This is a genomic window from Trebonia sp. (genome assembly GCF_030042015.1).
In the GTDB taxonomy this organism is placed as follows: domain Bacteria; phylum Actinomycetota; class Actinomycetes; order Streptosporangiales; family Streptosporangiaceae; genus Trebonia.
Window position 1 is genome coordinate 1 of sequence record NZ_JASIAL010000029.1, and the last position, 6,776, is coordinate 6,776.

Consider the following 6,776-nt stretch of genomic DNA (forward strand, 5'->3'; position numbering starts at 1 on the left):
AGTTGGCGGACGCCGCGCCGGAGCTGAGCGCGCGGCCGCGGAGTGGCTCGCCGGGCTGCTCAGATCGTGACGAAAAGCCGGTCCGGACGCTCCGTACTGCAGCCCAGAGCATCACTGGGGCTCTGGAGGGGTCCAATGCGGGTTTATCCGTCCAGGGTGACCCTGCGGTAGCTTGCTCCCATACGCTGGGGCCACCCAGCGGCGACCGAAGCTGTTTCCACCGGAACTGTTATGCTTGCCAAGCGTAAACCATTAACGCAGGTCAGAGGGCATGTCCCGGCGGCGAGTTACTAGGTTCCATGCTTACACGTGGTCCATGTAACCATCATGGGCCAGGTTCCAGCGTCAGTGGGCCAGCCGTCCTACTCCCCCGGCGCGGCGCCGGCCGGCTCGCTCTCGGCGGCAACCTCGCGGACGGCCGCGGCCACGCCGGAGGCGACGCCCGGGTGGAACACCGACGGGATGATGTAGTCCGGGCCAAGCTCGTCCGGCAGCACGACGTCGGCGAGCGCCCGCGCGGCGGCGACGAGCATCCGGTCGGTGATCCGGCGGCTCTGGGCGTCGAGCAAGCCGCGGAACACGCCGGGGAAGGCAAGCACGTTGTTGATCTGGTTCGGGTAGTCGCTGCGACCGGTGGCCACCACGGCCGCGTACTCGCGCGCGATGTCCGGGTCGATCTCCGGGTCGGGATTCGCGAGCGCGAACACGATCGCGTCGGAGTTCATCGCCTTGACGTCCGCGCTGGACAGGATGCCCGGCGCCGACAAGCCGATGAACACGTCCGCGCCGCGGGTGGCGCCGGCCAGGTCGCCTGAGTACCCGGCCGCGTTGGTGCGCTCGGCGATCCAGGCCAGGCTGTCGTTCATGCCCGGCCGGCCCCGGTACACGGCGCCCCGGTCGTCCACCACCACCACGTCGCAGGCCCCGGCCGCCAGCAGCAGCCGCAGCACCGCGGTGCCCGCCGCGCCCGCGCCGGCCATCGCGACGCGCACGGCTGGCAGTTCCTTGCCGACCACCCGCAGGGCGTTGGTGAGCGCGGCCATCACCACGATGGCGGTGCCGTGCTGGTCGTCGTGGAACACCGGGATGTCGAGCAGCGCGCGCAGCCTGCGCTCGACCTCGAAGCAGCGGGGCGCCGAGATGTCCTCCAGGTTGATCCCGCCGAAGCCAGGCGCGATCACCTGCACCGCCCGCACGATCTCGTCGGTGTCCTGGGTGTCCAGGCAGATCGGCCAGGCGTCGATGCCGGCGAACCGCTTGAACAGCGCGGCCTTGCCCTCCATCACCGGCAGGGCCGCGTACGGGCCGAGGTTGCCGAGGCCGAGCACGGCGGACCCGTCGGTCACCACCGCGACGCTGTTGCGCTTGATCGTCAGGCGGCGGGCGTCTTCCGGCTTGGCCGCCAGCGCGAGCGAGACCCGCGCCACTCCGGGCGTGTAGGCCATGGACAGGTCGTCGCGATTGCGCAGCGGCACCTTGGACCGCATTTCGATCTTGCCGCCCAGGTGCAGCAGGAACGTACGGTCACTGACCTTGTGCACCGACACGCCTGAGATGCCCGCCATCGCGGCGACCAGCGACTCCGCGTGCTCCGTGCCGGACGCGGCGCAGGTCACGTCGACGCGGAGCTTGCCCCGCTGGCCCGAGCTCACGTCCAGCGCGGTCACCACGCCGCCCGCGTGCTCGACCGCGCGGGTGATCTCGCTGACGGCGCGACCGTGCGAGGCGACGTCGAGCCGGGCAGTGATGGAGTACGAGACGCTAGGCGCCATGGTCACGTCGCTTTTCCGCCTTTCCTGGACGCCACTGTCCAAGAGTACGAGCTGAGCGGTGCAGCGCGTAATCTTCAGTCATGGCGCGCGAAACAACGATGGGCCCGCCGTCCGTCGGCACGAGCGCGGTGGACGCCGAATCCGGCGTGATCGATGTAACACGCCTGCGCGTCGCGATCGCGCGGCTGTCACGGCGGCTGCGCAGGCACGAACTGGCGGGCCTGACCCCGACCCAGCTGGCCGCGCTGTCCACCGTGGAGCGGTCGGGCCCGCTGCGGCTTGGCGACCTCGCCGCGGCCGAGGGGATCGCGCCGTCCACGCTGACCCGGCTGGTCGCCGTGCTCGAGGAACTCGGCTACGTGCAGCGCTGCGCCGACCCGAAGGACGCCAGGGCCAGCACGCTGGCGATCACGCCGATGGGCCACGACACGCTGGAGCGGCTGCGTGAGGAGGGCACCGTCCTGCTCACGCAGAGCCTGCTGCTGCTGACCCCCGAGCAGCGCGCCGCCCTCGCGGCGGCGGTCCCTGCCCTCGAGCAGCTCGCGGGGCCCGACCAGGCCGACCCCCGCGCCCGCTGAGTCACGCACCCGGCCTGGTCACCAGCCCGGAGCCGATGTCGGCGTACTGCGCCAGCCGAGTTCGCTGCCCCCGCCGCCCTTCGCCGCCGTCCGGTTACCCGTACTTGGTGACGGCGCCGCGCCGCGTTACGGCCGCGGCCGGGGAACGCTCAGAACAGGAGGGCGGTCAGCTGGCCCCGTGCCTTCTTCACCTGGGGGTCGTCGGGCGGGAAGATCTCGAAGAGCTCGAGCAGGTGCAGCCGCGCCCTGTCCCGCTCCTCGCCCGAGGTGCGCCTGATCGCGCCGAGCAGCCGGTCGAAGGCCTCCTCGGTCCGCCCCGCCGCCAGCTCGATGTCGGCGACCCGTGTCTGCGCGCCGACGTCGCCTGGGCTTGCGGCGGCGGCGCGGCGCGCGGCCGTCTCGTCGTAGGAGCCCACCCGGCGGATGAGGTTGACCTGGGCGAGCCAGCTCTTCAGCACGGGGTCGGCCGGGGTCTCCGCGAGCGCCTTCTCGAGCACGCTGGCGGCCGCGTCCAGGTCACCGCGCTCCATCGCCGCCTGCGCCTCCGCGTACCCCGGAGGCATCGCGTCGGCCAGGGCGTCCGGGCCGGCCTGCGGGGCGGCCCCTGGCGCACCGTCCGCGGAACCAACGCCTAGCTGCTCGGCCACCGCCAGCACTTGCGTCAGCCACTGCCTGACCTGTGCCTCGGGCATCGCCCCGAGGAAGGCGTCCACCATCTGGCCGCCGATGATCGCGACGACCATCGGGATGGACTGCGCCTGGAACGCCTGGGCCAGCCGCGGGTTCGCGTCGACGTCGATCCTGGCGAGCACCCAGGAGCCGGCGGCCTCATCGGCCAGCTTCTCAAGCACCGGGCTGAGCTGCTTGCACGGCCCGCACCAGTCCGCCCACAGGTCGACGATGACAGGCGTGGTCCGGGACCGCGCCGCCACCTCGGTGTTGAAGGTCTCTTCTGTGACGTCGATCACGAACGCCGACGCCTCGCCATCCCCGGACGCACCGGCCTTGGCGCTACGCTCCGCCGCCTGCTCCCGGCGCTGCGCGGCCGCCTGCCGCGCGCCCAGGTCGACGGCACCGTACAGGGAGAAGTCCCGCGGCTGCTGCATACCTCTATCCTGCCCCATGATCCCCGTGCCCGGTCCACTTCCGTGCCCGGTCCGTACGACACACACTGCCCGATTGCCCCCAGTGTAGCATGCCGTGTGCTACAGTCCCTCCATGCCACAGAAAGGTGACCGCAAGCGGGGCAGGCCGCTCAGCGCGGACCTGGGGTACTCCGGTGACCCGGTCCACCACGCGACCTCGAGCCTGCCGCCGCAGCGGATCGGGATCCGGGAGTTGCGCCAGCACGCGAGCATCTACGTCGACCTCGTGGAGAGGGGATACACGGTGGACATCACGAACCGCGGCCGCCTGGTGGCACAGATGGTCCCGGTGCGCCTGCCAGACAGTCCGCTGGAACGCTGGATCGCGGCCGGGGTGGTCGAGCGGGCCGAGGAGGCCGGCAGCGTCCTCGACGTCGACCCGTACCCGGCCACCGCCGCGGACCGCCCCACCGCGAGCCAGGTCCTGCGGCAGCTGCGCGAGGGTGAGGACCGGCCTTGATCTACCTCGACTCCTCAGCGCTCGTGAAGCTCGCGCTGTCAGAACCTGAATCACCCGCGCTTGCCAGCTGGCTCGCGGAACGGGCGGACCAGGCGCTGGTCTCCAGCGCGCTGCACCGGACCGAAGTGCTGCGGGCGATCTGGCGGGCGGAGCCGGGCGCGCTGCCCCGGGGGCAGCGGATCATCCGCCGGGTCGGGCGGGTGGCGCTCAGTTACGACGTGCTCGACAACGCGGCGACGCTCCCGCCGGGCACGCTTGGCAGCTCCGGAGCCATCCACCTCGCTTCCGCGCTGGCCATCCGGCGCGACCTGGTGTCGTTCGTCGCCTACGACAAGCACCTGCTCGACGCCGCCAGGGAAGCCGGGCTGCCGGTCGCCAGCCCCTCCTGAGGGTGCTGGCCCGGCCGCGCTAGAACGCCGCTGGTTCGGAGTAGCTGCCCCATTCCGCGCGCAGCGCTCCGCAGATCTCGCCGAGCGTCGCCTCGGCGCGGGCCGCGTCAAGCATGGGCGGCACCAGGTTGGCGTCGGTGCGGGCGGCGGCGACCATCGCGGACAGCGCGCGGTCGACCGCGGCCTGGTCGCGACTGGCGCGGCGGGCGGTCAGCTCCCTGACCTGCTCGCGCTCGACCTCCGGGCTGATCCGCAGGATGTCAGGCTCGCCGCCGACGGTCTCGGTGTGGCTGGTCACCCCGACGATCTGCTTCTCGCCCTTCTCCAGCTTCTGCTGGTACTCGAAGGCGGCGTCGGCGATCTCGCCGGTGAACCAGCCGCTCTCGATGCCGCGCAGGATCCCGCCCGTCATCGTGCCGTCCGGAGACATGCCGCGGATGCTGGCGAAGATCTCCTCGGCCTCCGCCGCTATCCGGTCGGTGAGCGCCTCCACGTACCACGAGCCGCCGAGGGGATCCGCGACGCTGGTCACGCCGGTCTCCTCCATGATCACCTGCTGGGTGCGCAGGGCCGTCTCCGCGGCGGGCGCGCTCGGCAGGGCAAGCACCTCGTCGAGCGCGTTCGTGTGCAGCGAGTTGGTGCCGCCGAGCACCGCGGCGAGGGCTTCGATGGCGGTGCGGACGACGTTGTTCTGCGGCTGCTGGGCGGTGAGCGAGACCCCGGCGGTCTGGGTGTGGAACCGCAGCCACTGGGCTCGCTGCGTCTTGGCGCCGTAGACGTCGCGCAGCCAGCGCGCCCAGATCCGGCGGGCGGCGCGGAACTTCGCGATCTCCTCGAAGAAGTCGATGTGCGCGTCGAAGAAGAACGACAGGCCGGGGGCGAACAGGTCCACGTCCAGGCCGCGGGAAAGGCCCAGCTCGACGTAGCCGAACCCGTCGGCCAGCGTGAACGCCAGTTCCTGCGCGGCCGTCGAGCCGGCCTCCCTGATGTGGTAGCCGGACACCGACAGCGGCTTGTACCTGGGGATGTTCGCGCCGCAGTACTCCATCAGGTCGCCGATCAGCCGCAGGTGCGGGCGCGGCGGGAACAGCCACTCCTTCTGCGCGATGTACTCCTTGAAGATGTCGGTCTGCAGCGTGCCATCGAGGGTGGAGAGGTCGGCGCCCTGACGTTCGGCCGCGACCAGGTACATGCAGAAGACCGGGACCGCCGGGCCGCTGATCGTCATCGAGGTGGTGGTGTCGGCGAGCTTGATCCCGTCGAACAGGACGTCCATGTCGGCGGCCGAGTCGATCGCCACGCCGCAGTGACCGACCTCGCCGAGCGAGCGCGGCTCGTCGGAGTCGCGCCCCATCAGCGTCGGCATGTCGAACGCCACCGACAGCCCGGCGCCACCGGCCCGCAGCAGCATCTTGTACCGCTCGTTGGTCTGGCGCGCGTTGCCGAACCCGGAGAACTGCCTGATCGTCCATTGCTTGCCGCGGTAGCCGCTGGCGTACAGGCCGCGGGTGAACGGGAACTCGCCCGGCCAGCCGATCCGGCCGGGGACCTCGGATCCGTCGGGCGGGCCGTAGACCGGGTCCACCTCGAGCCCGGACAGCGTGGTGAAGTCCGCGTCGCGCTTGGCCGCCTGGTCGAAGCGGCGCTGCCAGCGCTGCCTGCCCGCGTCGTTCGGTTCGTTCATGAGTCTGCCTCCCGAGGCTCACGCGGCCAAGATATTAGGACGTCCTACTATTTTTGAGTGTAGTGCAGGCCCGGGACGACGATGACGGACCCACCCGGGGCCGCGAGAGGGACGTGAGACGCGCACCACCGCCCGTTCAGATAAAAAAAAGAAATTTCTGTGCAACCGTTCACCGGCCTGCGTCGTCTCTTAAGAGCGCAAGGCAGGGAAAAGGCCGTTGCGCGCAGCGGTGGCCCGGACGTCACGGGGGCGCGCCCGGGCCAGACCCACGAACGACCGAGGGGCTGGCCAGGCAACTGCGGTCACCGGGCAGAAATGTGGTAGATCTTGCCGTATCACGCGGGCGTTCTCGAGGACGCCCCGACCGGGCCCACCATGATGCTCATGCAGGGCGGCGGGCACGCGGGGCGTGAGGTCGTGCTGTTCCCGTCGCCTGCCGGGGACATCATCGAGGGAGAACCGGTGGGCATCGCTGGTGAGGCTGAAAGGGTCGACGCCGACGAAGCCGAAGAGCTGTTCAAGACCGCGTACCCCAAGCTGGCCGGCTGGGTGCGGCGGCTGGTCGACGACGACGACACCGCGCACGAGATCGCGTCGGAGGCGTTCGTCAGGCTGCTCGGCCGGTGGACGCGCGTGGACAGCCCGCAGAGCTACCTCTACATGATCGCCACCAACCTGATACGCGACCACTGGCGCAAGACCGAGCGGGAACGGCGGGCGATCCGCAGCGTCACCGCCGGCGCCGCCG

The 6,776-nt window shown here is 71.1% G+C and carries 7 protein-coding genes; 4 read left to right on the plus strand and 3 right to left on the minus strand.

Annotated features, from left to right (window positions below):
* Positions 1-362 precede the first annotated feature (362 nt).
* Positions 363-1,778, minus strand: coding sequence for an NAD-dependent malic enzyme (locus tag Q1N79_RS01325; protein ID WP_300603101.1), 1,416 nt, complete (start codon positions 1,776-1,778; stop codon positions 363-365).
* A gap of 74 nt (positions 1,779-1,852) precedes the next feature.
* On the opposite strand from Q1N79_RS01325, the gene Q1N79_RS01330 reads away from it, so the two are divergent.
* Positions 1,853-2,350, plus strand: a complete 498-nt coding sequence (locus Q1N79_RS01330; protein WP_300603103.1) for a MarR family transcriptional regulator — start codon at positions 1,853-1,855, stop codon at positions 2,348-2,350.
* Positions 2,351-2,499: 149 nt separating this feature from the next.
* Here Q1N79_RS01330 and Q1N79_RS01335 read toward each other — a convergent pair whose 3' ends face one another.
* Positions 2,500-3,456 carry a tetratricopeptide repeat protein gene (locus tag Q1N79_RS01335; RefSeq protein WP_300603105.1) on the minus strand — a complete coding sequence of 319 codons (957 nt, stop codon included), beginning with the start codon at positions 3,454-3,456 and terminating at the stop codon, positions 2,500-2,502.
* A 112-nt stretch (positions 3,457-3,568) separates the two neighbouring features.
* Between Q1N79_RS01335 and Q1N79_RS01340 the strand changes: the two genes are divergently transcribed.
* Positions 3,569-3,955: a hypothetical protein gene (locus tag Q1N79_RS01340; protein WP_300603107.1), complete on the plus strand. Its 387-nt coding sequence runs from the start codon at positions 3,569-3,571 to the stop codon at positions 3,953-3,955.
* Positions 3,952-4,344: a type II toxin-antitoxin system VapC family toxin gene (locus Q1N79_RS01345; RefSeq protein ID WP_300603109.1), complete on the plus strand. Its 393-nt coding sequence runs from the start codon at positions 3,952-3,954 to the stop codon at positions 4,342-4,344. Before Q1N79_RS01340 ends, Q1N79_RS01345 begins: the two co-directional genes overlap by 4 nt.
* A 19-nt stretch (positions 4,345-4,363) precedes the next feature.
* Here Q1N79_RS01345 and Q1N79_RS01350 read toward each other — a convergent pair whose 3' ends face one another.
* Positions 4,364-6,028: a methylmalonyl-CoA mutase gene (locus tag Q1N79_RS01350; RefSeq protein ID WP_300603111.1), complete on the minus strand. Its 1,665-nt coding sequence runs from the start codon at positions 6,026-6,028 to the stop codon at positions 4,364-4,366.
* Between the two features lie 327 nt (positions 6,029-6,355).
* Between Q1N79_RS01350 and Q1N79_RS01355 the strand changes: the two genes are divergently transcribed.
* A partial coding sequence (locus tag Q1N79_RS01355; RefSeq protein WP_300603113.1) for an RNA polymerase sigma factor occupies positions 6,356-6,776 on the plus strand: 421 nt, incomplete at its 3' end.